Source organism: Nocardioides sp. SR21, from assembly GCF_022761125.1.
Taxonomy (GTDB): Bacteria; Actinomycetota; Actinomycetes; order Propionibacteriales; family Nocardioidaceae; genus Nocardioides.
On record NZ_JAKWJR010000014.1, the window covers coordinates 62,196 to 76,575 of the forward strand.

The 14,380-nt window shown below is 70.9% G+C and carries 15 protein-coding genes and 1 tRNA gene; 1 reads left to right on the forward strand and 15 read right to left on the reverse strand.

Features of this window, described 5'->3' with window-relative positions; translation table 11 throughout:
• Positions 1-58: 58 nt before the first annotated feature.
• The 8 genes from katG to MJ604_RS21830 all read right to left on the reverse strand — a co-directional run bounded on the left by katG (position 59) and on the right by MJ604_RS21830 (position 6,060).
• Positions 59-2,269, reverse strand: a complete 2,211-nt coding sequence (katG, locus tag MJ604_RS21795; protein WP_243060818.1) for a catalase/peroxidase HPI — start codon at positions 2,267-2,269, stop codon at positions 59-61.
• Positions 2,270-2,288: 19 nt separating this feature from the next.
• Positions 2,289-2,714, reverse strand: coding sequence for a Fur family transcriptional regulator (locus tag MJ604_RS21800; protein WP_243060819.1), 426 nt, complete (start codon positions 2,712-2,714; stop codon positions 2,289-2,291).
• A 144-nt stretch (positions 2,715-2,858) separates the two neighbouring features.
• Positions 2,859-2,931, reverse strand: a tRNA-Ala gene (locus MJ604_RS21805).
• 75 nt (positions 2,932-3,006) lie between these two features.
• Positions 3,007-3,618, reverse strand: a complete 612-nt coding sequence (locus MJ604_RS21810) for a histidine phosphatase family protein (protein WP_243060820.1) — start codon at positions 3,616-3,618, stop codon at positions 3,007-3,009.
• Between the two features lie 10 nt (positions 3,619-3,628).
• Complete coding sequence (gene rsfS, locus MJ604_RS21815) at positions 3,629-4,006, reverse strand: ribosome silencing factor (RefSeq protein WP_243060821.1); 378 nt, start codon at positions 4,004-4,006, stop codon at positions 3,629-3,631.
• Entirely contained in the window at positions 4,003-4,629 is a 627-nt protein-coding gene (gene nadD, locus MJ604_RS21820; RefSeq protein ID WP_279236482.1) for a nicotinate-nucleotide adenylyltransferase, read from the reverse strand. The genes rsfS and nadD overlap by 4 nt, the downstream gene beginning before the upstream one ends.
• Positions 4,630-4,652: 23 nt before the next feature.
• Positions 4,653-4,793 (reverse strand): hypothetical protein, encoded by a 141-nt coding sequence (locus MJ604_RS21825; protein WP_243060823.1) that lies wholly within the window; start codon positions 4,791-4,793, stop codon positions 4,653-4,655.
• Between the two features lie 16 nt (positions 4,794-4,809).
• Positions 4,810-6,060, reverse strand: coding sequence for a glutamate-5-semialdehyde dehydrogenase (locus tag MJ604_RS21830; protein WP_374458366.1), 1,251 nt, complete (start codon positions 6,058-6,060; stop codon positions 4,810-4,812).
• A gap of 166 nt (positions 6,061-6,226) precedes the next feature.
• On the opposite strand from MJ604_RS21830, the gene MJ604_RS21835 reads away from it, so the two are divergent.
• Positions 6,227-7,699 carry a lysyl oxidase family protein gene (locus MJ604_RS21835; protein ID WP_243060825.1) on the forward strand — a complete coding sequence of 491 codons (1,473 nt, stop codon included), beginning with the start codon at positions 6,227-6,229 and terminating at the stop codon, positions 7,697-7,699.
• A 3-nt stretch (positions 7,700-7,702) separates the two neighbouring features.
• Here the strand turns inward: MJ604_RS21835 and MJ604_RS21840 are convergent, their stop codons facing one another.
• The 7 genes from MJ604_RS21840 to MJ604_RS21870 form a co-directional block, all read right to left on the reverse strand.
• The gene (locus MJ604_RS21840) at positions 7,703-8,950 is read right to left on the reverse strand and encodes a chloride channel protein (protein WP_243060826.1); all 1,248 of its coding nucleotides are present in this window, start codon (positions 8,948-8,950) and stop codon (positions 7,703-7,705) included.
• Positions 8,951-8,973: 23 nt separating this feature from the next.
• Positions 8,974-9,786 carry a phosphotransferase gene (locus MJ604_RS21845; protein WP_308194169.1) on the reverse strand — a complete coding sequence of 271 codons (813 nt, stop codon included), beginning with the start codon at positions 9,784-9,786 and terminating at the stop codon, positions 8,974-8,976.
• Entirely contained in the window at positions 9,783-10,736 is a 954-nt protein-coding gene (locus MJ604_RS21850; RefSeq protein ID WP_243060827.1) for an electron transfer flavoprotein subunit alpha/FixB family protein, read from the reverse strand. Before MJ604_RS21850 ends, MJ604_RS21845 begins: the two co-directional genes overlap by 4 nt.
• 21 nt (positions 10,737-10,757) lie before the next feature.
• Positions 10,758-11,528, reverse strand: a complete 771-nt coding sequence (locus tag MJ604_RS21855) for an electron transfer flavoprotein subunit beta/FixA family protein (RefSeq protein WP_243060828.1) — start codon at positions 11,526-11,528, stop codon at positions 10,758-10,760.
• 142 nt (positions 11,529-11,670) lie between these two features.
• Positions 11,671-11,997: a hypothetical protein gene (locus MJ604_RS21860; protein ID WP_243060829.1), complete on the reverse strand. Its 327-nt coding sequence runs from the start codon at positions 11,995-11,997 to the stop codon at positions 11,671-11,673.
• Positions 11,998-12,098: 101 nt separating this feature from the next.
• Positions 12,099-13,451, reverse strand: a complete 1,353-nt coding sequence (locus MJ604_RS21865; protein WP_243060830.1) for a hypothetical protein — start codon at positions 13,449-13,451, stop codon at positions 12,099-12,101.
• Between the two features lie 144 nt (positions 13,452-13,595).
• Positions 13,596-14,375: an enoyl-CoA hydratase/isomerase family protein gene (locus MJ604_RS21870; protein WP_243060831.1), complete on the reverse strand. Its 780-nt coding sequence runs from the start codon at positions 14,373-14,375 to the stop codon at positions 13,596-13,598.
• Between the last annotated feature and the right edge of the window lie 5 nt (positions 14,376-14,380).

Consider the following 14,380-nt stretch of genomic DNA (forward strand, 5'->3'; position numbering starts at 1 on the left):
TTGTCGAGACCCCCGCAGCCGACGTGTCACGTGGGCTGCGGGGGTCTCGACCGCGAGATCAGGCCAGGTCGAACCGGTCGAGCTCCATGACCTTCGTCCACGCGGCCGCGAAGTCGCGGGCGAACTTCTCGTTCGCGTCGCCGCTGGCGTAGACCTCGGAGAGCGCGCGGAGCTGGGAGTTCGAGCCGAAGATCAGGTCGACCGCGGTCGCCGTCCACTTCGTCTCGCCGGTCGCCAGGTCGCGGATCTCGTAGACGTTCTCCTCCGACTCCGACGCCTTCCACTGCGTGCCCGGGGACAGCAGGTTGACGAAGAAGTCGGTCGAGAGCACGCCCGGTCGGTCGGTGAGCACGCCGTGCTGCGCGCCGCCGACGTTGGCGCCGAGCGAGCGCAGGCCGCCCACCAGGACCGTCATCTCCGGGGCGCTCAGGTCGAGCATGTAGGCCCGGTCGACGAGCAGGGTCTCCGGCTGGAGCTTCTCGCCGGCCCGCAGGTAGTTGCGGAAGCCGTCGGCGCGGGGCTCGAGGACCTTGAACGAGTCGACGTCGGTCTGCTCCTGGGTCGCGTCGGTGCGGCCCGGGTGGAACGCCACGCTCACCTCGGTGCCCGCGTCCTTCGCCGCCTTCTCGACCGCTGCCGAACCGGCGAGCACGATCAGGTCGGCCAGCGAGATCTGCGCGCCGCCGGCGCCGTTGAACTCGGCCCGGATGCCCTCGAGGGTCTCGAGGACCGTCGCGAGCTGCTCGGGCTGGTTGACCGCCCAGCCGCGCTGCGGCTCGAGGGCGATGCGGGCGCCGTTCGCGCCACCGCGCTTGTCGGTGGAGCGGAAGCTGGCGGCTGAGGCCCAGGCGGTCGAGACCAGCTGGGAGACGGTGAGGCCGGAGCCGAGCACCTTCTCCTTGAGCGCGGCGACGTCGGCGTCGCCGACGAGCTCGCCCGCGACGGGCGGGACCGGGTCCTGCCACAGCTGCGGCTCGGGCACCCACGGGCCGAGGAAGCGCTCAACCGGGCCCATGTCGCGGTGCAGGAGCTTGTACCAGGCCTTGGCGAAGGCCAGCGCGAACTCGTTGGGGTTCTCCAGGAACCGGCGGGAGATCTTCTCGTACTCCGGGTCGAACCGGAGAGCGAGGTCGCTGGTCAGCATGGTCGGCTTGCGCTTCGGCGAGTCCGCGGTCGGGCCGGGGATGATGTCCTCGGCGTCCTTGGCGGTCCACTGGTGCGCACCGGCCGGGCTCTTCGTGAGCTCCCACTCGTAGCCGAACAGGAGCTTGAAGAAGTCGTTGCTCCAGCGGGTCGGCGTGGTGGTCCAGGTGACCTCGAGACCGGACGTGACGGCGTCGGCGCCCTTGCCCGAGCCGAAGCCGCTCTTCCAGCCGAGGCCCTGCTCCTCCAGCGGCGCGGCCTCCGGCTCCGGGCCGACCAGGTCGGCGTCACCGGCACCGTGGGTCTTGCCGAACGTGTGGCCACCGGCGATCAGCGCGACGGTCTCCTCGTCGTTCATCGCCATCCGGGCGAACGTGTCGCGGATGTCGCGCGCCGAGGCGAGCGGGTCCGGGTTGCCGTTCGGGCCCTCGGGGTTGACGTAGATGAGGCCCATCTGGACCGCGCCGAGGTTCTCCTCGAGGGTCCGCTCCTCGGCGTACCGCTCGTCGCCGAGCCAGGTGTCCTCGGGACCCCAGAAGATCTCCTCCGGCTCCCAGACGTCCTCTCGGCCGAAGCCGAAGCCGAACGTCGTGAAGCCCATGTCCTCCAGCGCCACGTTGCCGGCGAGCACCAGCAGGTCGGCCCACGAGATCTTCTGGCCGTGCTTCTGCTTGACCGGCCACAGCAGGCGGCGCGCCTTGTCGAGGTTGGCGTTGTCCGGCCAGCTGTTGAGCGGCGCGAAGCGCTGCGAGCCGTCGCCGGCGCCGCCGCGGCCGTCGTAGATCCGGTAGGTGCCGGCCGCGTGCCAGCTGAGGCGGATCATCAGGCCGCCGTAGTGGCCGAAGTCGGCCGGCCACCAGTCCTGCGAGGTGTTCAGCACCTGGACGATGTCGCGGCGCAGCTCGGCGAGGTCGAGCTTCTCGAACTCGGCGGCGTAGCTGAAGTCCTCGCCCAGCGGGTTGCCCGCGGGCGAGTGCGCGTGCAGGACCGACAGGTCCAGCTGGTTGGGCCACCAGTCCTTGTTGGAGTGCGGCCGTCCACCCGTCTTCGGCTTCGGCGAGTCGATCGCCGGGTTCTCGCTCTCGCTGCCGCCGTCGTGCGCGACGGGGCATCCACTGTCGGTCATGTCGTTCCTTCCACGGGTTTCACTGAGGGGTACGGGTGGAGCAGCTGGGGCACAGGCCCCAGTAGACGACCTCGGCCTCGTCGATGACGAAGCCGTGGTCGTCGGACGCGGTCAGGCAGGGCGTGTGCCCCACCGCGCAGTCGACGTCGGCGATCGCGCCGCAGGAGCGGCACACCACGTGGTGGTGGTTGTCGCCGGTGCGCGACTCGTAGCGCGCGACCGAGCCGGCCGGTTTGATCCGGCGTACGAGGCCGTGGCCGGTCAGCGCGTGCAGCGAGTCGTAGACGGCCTGGTGGGACACCTCAGGCAGGTCCGCACGGACGACACCGAGGATGGCGTCGGTGTCCGAGTGGGGGTGCGCGTGCACCGCCGCGAGCACGGCGAGCCGCGGGCGGGTGACCCGCAGGCCCACCTCCCGCAGCTGCTGCTCGGGGGTCGTCGTCACCCGCGCAGTCTTTCCCTTTTTCTTGAACGAGTCAAGAAAACACGCAGTGAAATCCGGGGGCTCCCCCGGTGGTCGGACATGGAACCGCCGATCCCCGAAATGCCGAGAAGGCCGGTCCGAACGGACCGGCCTTCTCGTGTTCGGTGGAGGTGAGGGGACTCGAACCCCTGACCCCCTGCATGCCATGCAGGTGCGCTACCAGCTGCGCCACACCCCCGAGCCATTGCTTCCCTTGCGGGTCGCAACTCGCGGAATACTAACCAACCAGATCCGCCGATGTGAAATCGGGGGGTCAGGGAGCGGCCACGCGGTTGTACGCCCGCAGCTGCAGCGGCTCGCCCGCGGCGGCCTGCTCGAGCTCGACCCAGCCGCAGTTGGCCAGACCGCGCAGCGCGGCGCGCTCCCCGACCGGCCAGCCGAGCAGGACGGGCACGGCGTCGCGGATCGCGGCTCCGTGGGAGACGGCGATCGCCACCTCGCCGGGCTCGATCGAGTCGAGCAGCTCGGTCAGCGCCTCGACCATGCGGGCCGACACCTCGGCGGTCGTCTCGCCGCCGGGCACCGCGTCGAAGTCGCCGGCACGGAACCGCTCGAACAGCGCGGCGTCGGCAGCGACGGCGTCCGCATGCGTGCGGCCCTGCCAGTCCGCGAGGTAGTACTCCCGCAGCCGTGCGTCGTACGTCGGCTCGAGGTCGGTCTCCTTGGCGACGTACGCCGCCGTCTGCCGCGCTCGCGCGCTGTCGGAGGACCACAGGACCACCGGCCGCAGCGCGGCCAGCAGCGGAGCGACCGCGGCCGCCTGCCCGTGGCCGGTCTCGTTGATCTCGACGTCGAGCTGGCCCTGGATCCGGCCCTCGGCGTTCCAGGCGGTCTGACCGTGGCGGAGCAGGACCAGGTGCTTCACGGGGAGGTGGCTAGCGCTCATGCGAGACGACGTCGGCGGGCAGCTCGATCAGCGGGCAGTCGCGCCACAGCCGCTCGAGGGCGTAGAACTCGCGCTCCTCCTCGTGCTGCACGTGGACGACGATCTCGCCGTAGTCGATGAGCACCCAGCGCCCGTCGCGCTCGCCCTCGCGACGGATCGGCTTGGCGCCGATCTCGCGGAGCTTGTCCTCGATCTCGTCGACGATCGCCTTCACCTGGCGGTCGTTGGTGGCCGAGGCCAGCACGAACGCGTCGGTGATCGCCAGCTGCTCGCTGACGTCGAAGGCGATGATCTTCTGGGCGAGCTTCTCGGAGGCGGCGCGGGCGGCGGCCTCGACGAGCTCGATGGCATGGTCGGTGGCAGTCATGCAGTGTCCTTGGGAATGGCCTTGGGAGTGGCCTTGGGATACAGGTCGTGCTTGGCGATGTACTGGACGACGCCGTCCGGCACGAGGTACCAAACCGGCTCCCCGCGCCGCGTGCGGTCGCGGCAGTCGGTGGACGAGATCGCCAGGGCGGGGATCTCCACCATGGTGACGCGGTCGGCGGGGATCGACGCAATCGTCGCCTCGTCCATGGTGTAGCCGGGCCGGGTGCAGCCGACGAACCTGGCGAGCTCGAAGAGGTCCTCCGCGTCGCGCCAGGTGAAGATGTCGGCCAGCGCGTCGGCGCCGGTGATGAAGTAGAGCTCCGCGTCGGGCCACAGGGCCTTCAGGTCGCGCAGCGTGTCGATCGTGTACGTCGTGCCGGCCCGGTCGATGTCGACGCGGGAGACGGTGAACCGCGGGTTGGACGCGGTCGCGATCACCGTCATCAGGTAGCGGTCCTCGGCGGGAGTGACCGCACGGTCAGCCTTCTGCCAGGGCGCGCCGGTCGGGACGAAGACGACCTCGTCGAGGTCGAACCACGCCTGCACCTCCGACGCGGCCACGAGGTGGCCGTGGTGGATCGGGTCGAAGGTGCCGCCCATGACCCCTACCCGTCGGGGCAGGGGCTCGAGGGCCGCGTCGCTGGTCAGCTGTGCTCGCGTCCAGCGCCGAAGAAGATCAGGCCGAGGAGCAGCGCCATGAGGATCGCCAGGGTGACCCCGCCGAGCAACCACTCGTTGGGCACGTTGGGGTTCTCGGTGTGGAGCACGGTGAGCAGCGCGTTCATGAGCCGAATCCTAGCGTCACGGGCGGACGTGACCGTCGCCGGTCACGACGTACTTGGTCGACGTCATCTCCGGCAGCCCCATCGGCCCGCGCGCGTGGAGCTTCTGCGTGCTGATCCCGATCTCGGCGCCGAAGCCGAACTCGCCCCCGTCGGTGAACCGCGTGGACGCGTTGACCAGCACCGCCGCCGAGTCGACGGAGGCCGTGAACCGGCGGGCCGCGGCGAGGTCCTCGGTGACGATCGCCTCGGTGTGCTGGCTCGAGTAGCGCCGGATGTGCCGCACCGCCGCGTCCAGGTCGGGTACGACGGCCGCGGAGATGTCGAGCGAGAGGTACTCCTGCTCGTAGTCCTCCTCGGTGGCGGCCACCACGCCGTCGTACGCACCGAACGCGGCGTCGCCGTGGATCGTCACCCCGGCGTCCTGGAGCGCCGCGACCACGCGCGGGAGGAAGGTGTCGACGAGGTCGGCGTGCACCAGCAGCGACTCGGCCGCGTTGCAGACGCTGGTGCGGTGGGTCTTGGCGTTGAGGACGATCGCGAGCGCCTTGTCGAGGTCGGCCGCGGCGTCGACGTACACGTGGCAGTTGCCGACGCCGGTCTCGATCACGGGGACCGTCGACTCCTCGACGACCGAGCGGATCAGGCCCGCTCCCCCGCGCGGGATCAGCACGTCGACGTGGCCGCGGGCACGCATCAGCGCCTTGACGCTGTCGTGGGTGTCGCCGGGGACCAGCTGGACGACGTCCGCGTCGAGCCCGGCCTCGGCGACGGCATCGCGCAGGACGGCGACGATCGCGGCGTTGCTGGAGCGGGCGCTGGAGCTGCCGCGCAGGAGCACGGCGTTGCCGGACTTCAGGCAGATGCCGGCGGCGTCCGCGGTGACGTTGGGCCGGGCCTCGTAGATCATCCCGACCACGCCGAACGGCACGCGCACCTGGCGCAGCTCGAGACCGTTGGCGAGGGTCCCGCCGCGCACGACCTCGCCGACCGGGTCCGGGAGCCCGGCGACGTCGCGCAGTCCCTGGGCCATCGCGTCGAGACGCTCCGGGGTGAGCCGGAGCCGGTCGATGATGTTGGCCGGCGTGCCACCTGCCTCGGCCCGCTCGACGTCCGCGGCGTTGCCGGCGAGGACCTCCTCGGCGCGGGCCTGGAGAGCGTCGGCCATGGCGTGCAGCGCCCGGTCCTTCTCGGCACGGGTGGCCAGCGCCAGGCCGTGGCTCGCCTCGCGCGCCCGCTCCGCCACGGCGATGACGTCGTTCATGCTCATGCGCGTACTCGCTTCGCTCCGTGCGCGCACGAGGCACCTGGTGCGCTGCTCTGGATGATTCGCTCGCTCATGGCCCGAGGTTAAAGCAACCAAACGGCCCCGCCGACCGTCGTACGCTCGTCGGAATCATCGCAGCGCCCGCGCTGCCGTCGGGGAAGGACCCGCCTTGTTCCTCCGTACCCCTCGAGCCCTCGGGCTCACCGCCGCGTTCGCGCTCGCGGTCTCAGCGCTGGCCGCGGTCCCGGTCGCCATCGCGGCGCCGGACGAGCCGCGGCAGAAGGCTGACGAGACCCCTGCCATCACGCTCTGGGCGCCGAAGCACGTCACGGCGTACGGCTTCCGCGACCAGGCCTGGACCGACCTCGGGCTGCGCGTCGTCGCCGAGAACGGTCCGTTCGAGCTGTGGTCGGGCCGGCCGTCGTACGACCAGAAGATCGAGACCGTCTGGCGCGCGCCGGGCGGCGACGTGGCGCTGCCGGTCGGCTCGATGACCACGTTCTCCGGCCTCGACCGCTTCCTCACCCTCGAGGTCGACCCGGTCAAGAAGGGCAAGACCCGCACGCTCACCCGCAAGGCCTGCCTCAACGGCTACTCCGAGCGGGTCGAGCCGACGGCGCCGGCGCGCTCCCCCTACCCGACCGGCTGCTGGTACAACCCGTACAGCGTCGGCTCCGTGCAGGGAGTGCAGGAGGGCTGGGCGACCCCGATCCTCAACACCGACCGGCCGCTGCGCATCCCCTCGGGCAAGTACACCGTGACCGCGCGGATCGCGCCGGCGTACGCCGACCTGTTCGGTCTCTCTGAGGAGCAGGCGACGCGCACGTTCGGGCTGACGGTGACCGACGAGGGCGACGGCGACGTCGGCCCCGAGCCGCCGCACGAGCACCGCAGCCCGGCGTACCGCCCCGCGGCGCAGGCGCCGACCGGACCCCAGGGCCTGCGGGCCGACGGCCCGATGCCGGACCTGCAGTCGCTGCCGGCGTGGGGCATCAACGTCTCCGAGAACGGCAACTTCCTGCGCTTCTCCGCAACGGTGTGGAACGCCGGCAACAGCCCGGTGGTCGTCGACGGCTTCCGGACCGCCGACGAGGAGATGACGGCGTACCAGTACTTCTTCGACGCCGAGGGCAACCAGACCGGCTACGAGGAGGTCGGCTCGATGGAGTGGGACGCGAAGCCGTCGCACTCGCACTGGCACTTCGAGGACTTCGCCCGCTACTCGCTGCTCGACGCCGACATGGCCGAGGCGGTGCGGTCGCGCAAGGAGGCGTTCTGCCTCGCGAACACCGACTCGGTCGACCTCACGGTCGAGGACGCCGAGTGGAAGCCGGAGAACACCGACCTCTCGACGTCGTGCGGTGACTACTCGTCCCTCTCGATCCGCGAGGTGCTCGCGGCCGGGTGGGGCGACACCTACACGCAGTACCGCGCCGGCCAGTCGTTCGACCTGCGCGGGCTGCCGAACGGCACCTACTACATCGCGGTCCTCGCGAACCCGGAGAACCGTCTCGTCGAGTCCGACAAGACCAACAACCTCGAGCTCCGCGAGATCCGCCTGAAGGGCAAGGAGGGCGCCCGGAAGGTGGTCGTGCCCCAGGTCGGCATCATCCAGGAAGAGGTGTACGGCGGGACCGGCTGAGCCTCAGGGCGCCGCGAGCTGGTGCGGCTCCGGCGCCCGGTCGCCCAGCAGCGACACCGCGAGCGCGCCGACCCCGGCGCCGACGGCGAGCGGGATCAGCGCGCCGAGCGGGAAGAACAGCAGCAGGATCAGCACGGTCGCCAGCGGGCGGCGCAGCACGGCACTCGCCGCTGCGGCGCCGCCCGCTGCGACCGCGGCACCCACCGGGACGGCCGACCAGACCTCGGCCAGCGCGAGCGCGGCGGCCATGCCCATGAACACCGACGGGAAGATCTGACCGCCGAACCACCCGGTGCTCAGGCAGGCCAGGGTGGCCACGAGCTTGAGCAGCACCAGGACCAGCAGGGCCGAGGCCGCGGTGTCGCTGGCCGAGTCGATGAGGTCCTGGCCCTGGTGCTCGCCTGAGAACAGGGTCAGCCCGTCGATCGCCCCGCAGACCCCGAGCACCAGCCCGCCGACGACGGCGCGCGGCACGGTCGCCGGCGCGAGCCTCGTCGCCCAGCGCTGGGCCGGCTCCGTCGACATCAGCAGCAGGAGGCCGGCGATCGCGGCGGGTACGGCGGCCAGCGCCGACCACCCGACGGCCTCGAGCAGCTCGCGCGCCGTACCGGTCTCGATCGGCGGCAGCTCGTAGTGGGTGCCGGACTCCGGCAGCACCAGCAGCATCGTGATCAGGCCGGCGACGCCCGCGACGAACGACGCCCCGATCATCCGGACCTTCTTGTCGCTGTCGCGGCCGCGCTCCAGCGGGAGGGCGATCGCGGCGAGCGGCCCGCCGAACAGCCCCGACAGCGCACCGGACGCGGAGATCAGGGCAGCCTCGCTGCGGCTGGTGCGCAGGATCCGCGCGACCCGGTCGCCCAGGCCGGCGGCCAGCACGATCAGCGGCGCCTCCGGCCCGAGCGACGCCCCGAACGCCAGCGACACCACGCCCAGCAGCACCGCCCGCGTCAGGTAGCTCACCTTCACCGGCGGCTTGCGATCCTCGTCGACCACGTCGTCGAGCTCGGCGAGCGCGTCCTCGAGGTCGTGCGGCGTGTCCCGGTCGTGCCGGATCCGCAGCGCCCCGACCGCGAGCCCACCCACCCCGCAGAGGGCGATCACCTGCCACCAGCTGTCCCCCGGCAGCACCCACGGATCGGTGCCCTCCCACAGCAGCTCCTGGGCCAGGCGGACGACCTCCAGGTACAGCCCGGCCACCACGCCCACGGCGCCGCCGAGCACCAGCGCCAGCCACAGGGTTCTCGCCACGCGCACAGGCTAGAGGTCAGCGACTAGGTCGCGTGCCAGTCCTGCGCGGCGACGATCGCGTCGACGCGGGTCGCGGCGCGGTCGGCGACCGGGTTGTCCCCCGCTCGCGACGCCAGCTCGGTCAGCGCGTACAGGTCGGCGGCGCGGGCGAGGTCGAGGGAGCGCTCGGGCGAGGTGCCGCGCAGCGCGCAGTACGCCGACAGGACGCCCTCGACGTACGCCGGCTCGCGGTCGAAGCGGAGCAGGTTGCCGAGGTCGGTGAAGGGGTGTCCGGCGTGGGCGAACTCCCAGTCGAGCACGCCCGTCACCGCGAGCGTGTCCGGGTCGACCAGCAGGTTCTTCGGGTTGAGGTCGCTGTGCACCAGGGAGGTACGCCGCTCCTGGTCGAGCAGCGTGTCCGCGCGCGCGGCGAGCTCGCCGAGCGAGTCGGGCAGCTCGAGGTCGTACCGCTCGATGCGCAGCTCGCCGTCGGCGAAGACACCGCGGGCCAGCAGCGGCATGCCCGCGAGGGTGCCGGCGACCCGGCCGAACGACTCCCCCACCCGACGCAGCCCCTCGTCGTCGAGGGTCGGCAGCAGCAGGTCCGCGCGCACTCCGGGGAGGAACGTGGTCACCAGCAGCTCGGGGCGCACCTCGAGCACGTCGGGCACCGGCAGCAGGCCGCGGACCAGGCGCAGCAGCGCCGCCTGGATCTCGGCGGCGTGCGGGGAATGGCGAAGGCCGGCGAAGATCCGCACCACGGTGCGGTCTCCGCCGGCCTCTGCGACGAACGTCTCCCCGGACCAGCCACCCTCGAGCGGCTGAAGCGACGCGAAGTCTCCGAGGTCCAGGGTCAGCCCTTGCGCTTGTTGATCTCGTCGGCGGCGGCCGGGAGAACGGCGTTCAGGTCGCCGACCACACCGAAGTCGACCAGCTCGAAGATCGGGGCTTCCTCGTCCTTGTTGACGGCCACGATGGTCTTCGAGGTCTGCATGCCGGCGCGGTGCTGGATCGCACCGGAGATACCGGCGGCGACGTACAGCTGCGGCGACACGGTCTTGCCGGTCTGGCCGATCTGGAAGGTGTGCGGGATCCAGCCGGAGTCGACGGCGGCACGCGAGGCACCCACCGCGGCGCCGAGCGCGTCGGCGAGACCCTCGATCGGCTCGAAGTTGCCGGCGGTGCCACGACCACCGGCGACCACAGACGCGGCCTCGGTGAGCTCGGGACGACCGGTCGCCTTGCGCGGCTGCGAGGCCACGATCTGGGCGCCCTTCGCGGCGTCGGAGATGGTCGCCGAGAACTCCTCGACGGCACCGGCACCGGCCGACTCCTCCGGAGCGGCGGAGTTCGGCTTCACCGTGATGATCGGCGTGCCCTTGGTGACCTTCGCCTGGACGGTGTAGTTGCCGGCGAACACGCTCTGCGTGGTCACCCCACCCTCCTGGACGTCGACGGCGTCGGTGATGAGACCCGAGCCGATCTTGATCGCCAGGCGACCGGCGACCTCCTTGCCCTCCGAGGTGGAGGGGATCAGGATCGCGGCCGGCGAGGTCTTCTCGGCCAGCTGCTGCAGCGCCTCGGCCTTCGGAGCCACCAGGTAGCCCTTGATCTGCGCGTCGTCGACGACGTAGACCTTCTCCGCGCCGTACGCCTTGACCTTCTCGGCCACCTCGGCGCCCTGGGCGCCGCTGCCGATGAAGACCGCGGACGGCTCGCCGAGCCGCTTGGCGATGGTCAGGAGCTCGTAGGTCGGCTTGCGCACGGCGCCGTCGACGTGATCGATGAGAACGAGAACTTCAGACATCAGCTAATACTCTCCAGGTCCTCAGATGAACTTCTTCGAGGCGAGGAACTCGGTCAGCGCAGTGGCGCCCGAGCCGTCCTCGTCCTTGACGATCTCGCCGGCGGTGCGCGGCGGACGGGGCGTGGTGTCCTCGACCTCGGTCCACGCGACCGACAGGCCGACGTCGCCGGCGTCGACACCGATGTCGCTCAGCGACCAGGTCTCGAGCGGCTTCTTCTTGGCGGCCATGATGCCCTTGAACGACGGGTAGCGAGCCTCGCCGGACTGGTCGGTGACCGACAGCACCAGCGGCATCGTCGCGCCGATGACCTCGGTCGCGGTGTCACCGTCGCGCTTGACGCGGACCTGGTCGCCCTGGGTCTCGACGACCGAGGCGAGCGTGACCTGCGGCAGGCTGAGCCGCTCGGCGAGCATCGCCGGGACGACGCTCATGACGGCGTCGGTCGAGGCCATGCCGCAGACGATCAGGTCGGCGGGGCCGGCCTTCTCGACGGCCTTGGCGAGGACGAGCGAGGTGGCGACGGCGTCGGAGCCGGCGATCGCGTCGTCGACGACGTGGATGCCCTTGTCGGCACCCATCTGGAGCGCCTTGCGCACCGCGTCGACGGCCTTCTCGGGGCCGATGCAGACCGCGGTGACCTCGGTGTCGTCGCCGGCCTTCTCCTTGATCTGGAGGGCCTGCTCGACGGCGTACTCGTCGAGCTCGGACAGGAGCCCGTCGACGCCGACGCGGTCCACGGTGTTGTCCGACTCGAACTGCCGGTCGGCAGTGGCGTCGGGAACGTACTTCACACAGACGACAATGTTCATAGTGGTGTGTGGCCGGAGCGGCCCCTCCTGTGCACTAGGTGTGTGGCTGTGAGGCTACCGTCGCGTACCCACGGTAGAAACTCGCTGGAGCGTCGGGTTTGTCACAGCGACGCTGTCAGGGTCGTCAAGGCCGGATGATCCGCTCGAGGATCCGACCCACGACGAGGTACCCGACCGCGGCGAGGCCCCAGTTGGTCAGCGCGTTCTTGGTCGCGGCGTCTTCGCCGGTGAAGTGGAAGACCCCGTTGCCACGGGAGAACACGTCGAGGTCGACGACGTCGGCGACGTCGAGGACGAAGGCCACGAGGGCGTTGTCGCGGTTCGCGTCGAGCGCGATCAACAGCGCCCCGACGGCCAGGAACAGGGCGCACACGACCGCCGCCACCCATACGACCTGGCTCAGCCGGAGCCGGATCGCGCTGCCTGACCTCGTCGACTTCCGCTCTGCCACGGACGAAGGATGGCACAGCGACCGAGGTTCCAAACCTGGCCCGGAACGCAGATCGGCCCCGACGGGAAGGCGTCGGGGCCGATCTGTGGATCCAGGTGCTGCTACTTCTTGACGGTCACTGCCTTCGAGGTCTGCGTGACCGGCAGGAAGCCGTCCTTGCTGTAGGTCGCCTTGACGGAGACCTTCTTGCCCTTGAGGGCCTTGGTCAGCTTCAGCGAGGGCTTGGTCGCGCCCTTGATCGCCTTGCCGCCCGAGAGCCACTGGTACTTGACGGTCGCGCCATCGGTCTTGCCGGCGACGGCCTTCACGGTCTTGCCGACCTTGGCGGTGCCGGTGATCTTGACCGCGCCGTCGACGGGAACCGCGACCGGCTCGGCCTGCTCGACGTCGATCGAGCCGACCGTCAGGTCCTGGCCGGCGTCCGGGGTGCAGTCGCCGGTGTTCGGAATGTTGGAGCCGTAGACGTTCGCCTGCAGGTTCCGAACGATGTCAGCGATGTCGATGTCTGCGGGACCAGCCGTGGCCGGGGCGAGCAGCTGGACCGGACCGGCAGCGTGCAGGACGACGTCGTTCTTCTCGTTCGGGACGAGCGTGACCGGGTCGATCGGGAGCGTGCCGACCGAGGCCTGGTCGCCGACGAGGAAGTCGAGGTCGAGCTCACCGGTGAAGCCGCCAACCGGACCGAGGGCCAGGTTGCCCATGTCGATGGTGACGTCGACGTCGGCCTCGAACGGCTGACCGGCGGTCGCGCTGGCCGGCGGGGTGACCTCGAGGTTCACCGTCGACGGGAGATCCACCGGGGCCGGGCCACCGGTCAGGACGCAGGTGTACGAGAGACCCTCGGGCTCGGGGTCGACGCCACCGTCGGTGACGTTGAACTCACCGAGCTTGGTGGTGGCCGCGGTGCACGGGATGCTGATGTCGACCGGGTTGGGCCCGGAGAAGCTCGTGGTGGCCTTGCCCGCCAGCGTGGCGTTGCCGATCGACAGCGCGACGGCGCCCGGGGTGCTGGTGTCGATGGCGCCCCACGAGCCGTTGCCGTCCCAGGCGACCGGGCCGGAGGCCGGCAGCGGCGCGGACGGGATGTTGAGGACGGCGGTGCCCGCCGCGGCGCCCGTCGTGGTGTCCATCGTGAACTTCAGGGTGTCCGGCACGGCCTGGAGGTTGGCGATCCGGAGCATCGACAAGGCGGCGTCGTCCCAGGCGAAGGTACCGGTCATGGCCGGGTTCACGGCGTCACCGACAGCGGCGCTGTCGGGAGTCGCGACCGAGAGCGTGAGCTTGCCCGGGAGCTGGAAGCCCGAGTACACGCAGGCGTAGGGGATGCTCGTCGCACTGACCGTCGCCGAGGCGGTGCTCAGGCCGGCGACGGCGGGCACGACCACGAGGCCCAGGGCCGCCACGGCACCCGACGTCAGCGCAGCCACCCGGCGGCGCGTCGTCTTGTGAATCATCTGTCTCCTCCCGGGCCGCCACGGCGGCCACTGACTCCCCCGCCGCCGAACGGCCGGGGACAGCCCACCCACCGGGCTGTGAACAGCACCTTAAGCGGAAGTTGTGCGAAATATATGATTTCTCACACAGAAATCAGAAAAGTCTCAACGCCCGACGAACTCGGCCTTGCCGGGCCCGTTCTCGACGAACGACTGCATGCCGATCGTCCGGTCCTCGGTCGCGAACAGCGCCGCGAACTGCTGCCGCTCGATCTCCAGGCCGGTCTCCAGGTCGACCTCGATGCCGCGGTCGATGCTCTCCTTGGCCGCGCGGATCGCGTACGACGCCGCCTTCGTGAACTGACCGGCCCAGGCGAGCGCCTCGTCGTACACCGAGGCGGCCGGGACGACCTTGTCGACCAGGCCGATGGCGAGAGCCTCGTCGGCCTTCACGAACCGGCCGGTGAAGATCAGGTCCTTGGCCTTGCTCGGCCCGACCAGGCGCGTGAGCCGCTGCGTGCCGCCGGCGCCCGGGATGATGCCGAGCAGGATCTCGGGCTGCCCGAGCACGGCGTCCTCGGCCGCGATCCGGATGTCGGCGCAGAGCGCCAGCTCGCAGCCGCCGCCCAGGGCATAGCCGGTGACCGCGGCGACGACCGGCTTGGGGATCCGGGCCACGGCGCCGAACGACGACTGCAGCGCGCCGGAGCGCTTGACCATGTCGGTGTACGACATGTCGGCCATCTCCTTGATGTCCGCTCCCGCGGCGAAGACCCGCTCGCCGCCGTACACGACCACGGCCCGCACGTCGTCGCGCTCGGTGGCCTCGATGGCGGCCGCGCGGATCTCCTCCTGGACCTGGACGTTGAGCGCGTTCATCTTCGGCCGGTCGAGCCGGATCGTGCCGATCCCGTCAGCAACCTCCAGTCGTACGAACTCGCCCATGTCAC